Genomic DNA, 1,643 nt, shown 5'->3' with positions numbered 1-1,643 from the left:
AGCCGGCGCAGGATGTTCTCCACGTCCACCACCGCGTCGTCCACCAGCCCGCCGATGGCGATCGCCAGGCCACCCAGCGTCATCGTGTTGATCGACAGCCCGAACCAGCGAAACACCAGCACGGTGGCGAGGATGGACACGGGGATGGCTGTCAGCGCGATCAACGTGGGCCGCAATGTGCCCAGCAAGGCGAACAGGATCACCGCCACGAACACCGCCGCGCCGATCAGCTTGCCTTGCAGCGTGTTCACCGAGGCCTCGATGAAGCTGGCCTGGCGGAAGGTCACGCGCGGCTCGGCCATGCCGGGGGGCAGTGAGCCACGCATGTCCACCAGCGCGGCCTCGATGGCGCGGGTGAGCGCGAGCGTGTCGGCCGACGGCTGCTTCTGGATGCCGAGGATGACGGCGGGCTGGCCCTCGAACCCCGCGTCGCCACGCTTGATGGCGGGCGCGAAGCTCACGCCTGCCACCTGGCGCAGCAGCACCGGTTGATCGTTGCGCGAGGTGAGCACGAGGTCTTGCAGGTGGACCAGCTCGGTGGTGCGGCCCAGGTGGCGGATCAGGTACTCGCGGCCGTTGCGTTCCAGAAAGCCGCCCGAGGTGTTGGCCGAGAAGCCGCGCAACGCCGTGGTCAGGTCGGCCAGCGTGACACCGAGTTCGGCCATGCGCTCGGTGTCGGGCTGAACCTGGAACTGCCGCACCTCGCCACCGATCGGCACGACCTGCGCCACGCCGGGGATGGCCATCAGGCGCGGGCGCAGCACCCAGTCGGCGTGCTCGCGCACGGCCATCGGCGAGACCTTGGCGGTGTCGATCGGGATGGCGATCTGCATCACCTCGCCCATGATCGAGCTGACCGGCCCCATGTGCGGCGTGATGCCATCGGGCAGGGCCTCGCCCATCGTGCCCAGTCGCTCGGCCACCATCTGCCGCGCGCGGTAGATGTCGGTGGACCAGTCGAAGCTCACGTAGACGAAGGACAGGCCGGCGCTCGATGTGGAGCGCACCGCCTGCACGCCGGGCAGGCCACCCAGCGAGGTCTCCAGCGGGAAGGTGATGAGTTGTTCGACCTCTTCGGGGGCCATGCCGCCGGCTTCGGTCATCAGCGTGACGGTGGGCTGGTTGAGGTCGGGGAAAACATCGACCGGCGTGCGCGACAGCGTGTAAGCGCCCTGGGCCATCAGCACCGCGGCGCTCAGCACAACCAGCAGGCGGTTGGCCAGGGAGGTGTCAAGGAGCCATCTGAACATGGTGGGCTCCTTCTTCAGCGAACCTGGTTGACCAGGCTGGCGCCTTGCACCAGCACCTGCTCACCCGCCTTCAGCCCGGCGGTGACGCGCACGCGCGTGCCGTCCAGCGGTGCGTGCGTGACCCAGCGCGGCTCGAAGCGCTCGGGCGCGGTCTGCACCCAGGCGATGTCCTGGTTGCCCGCGCCCTTGACGAGCGCGGCGCGGGGCAGGGCGATGCCGGGCAGGGCCTGGCGGGTCTGCGCAATCACCTTCACGGCCTGGCCCAGCACGAGGCCGCTCAAGGCCTGCGCGTCACCGCTGAAGACGATGGGCAGGGCCTGATCGCGCAGGCTGCGTGCGGCGCCCACCTGTTGCAGCGGCACGCTGGTCTCGCTCAGCACGAGGTGGGCCGAG

Annotated in this window: 1 protein-coding gene and 1 pseudogene; both read right to left on the bottom strand. The window is 69.6% G+C overall.

The annotated features are described in order from the left end of the window. Positions 1 to 1,250 (bottom strand): efflux RND transporter permease subunit (locus tag B2W70_RS16065; RefSeq protein ID WP_286747191.1); only part of this gene is annotated, 1,250 nt, incomplete at its 3' end. A gap of 14 nt (positions 1,251 to 1,264) precedes the next feature. Continuing rightward, positions 1,265 to 1,643, bottom strand: a pseudogene (locus B2W70_RS16060) (efflux RND transporter periplasmic adaptor subunit); the annotation flags it as partial.

The organism is Aquabacterium sp. UBA2148, from assembly GCF_002328915.1.
GTDB lineage: Bacteria > Pseudomonadota > Gammaproteobacteria > Burkholderiales > Burkholderiaceae_C > Aquabacterium > Aquabacterium parvum.
Note: the sequence above shows the minus strand (reverse complement) of the source record. Positions and strands in the feature narration are given on the sequence as shown.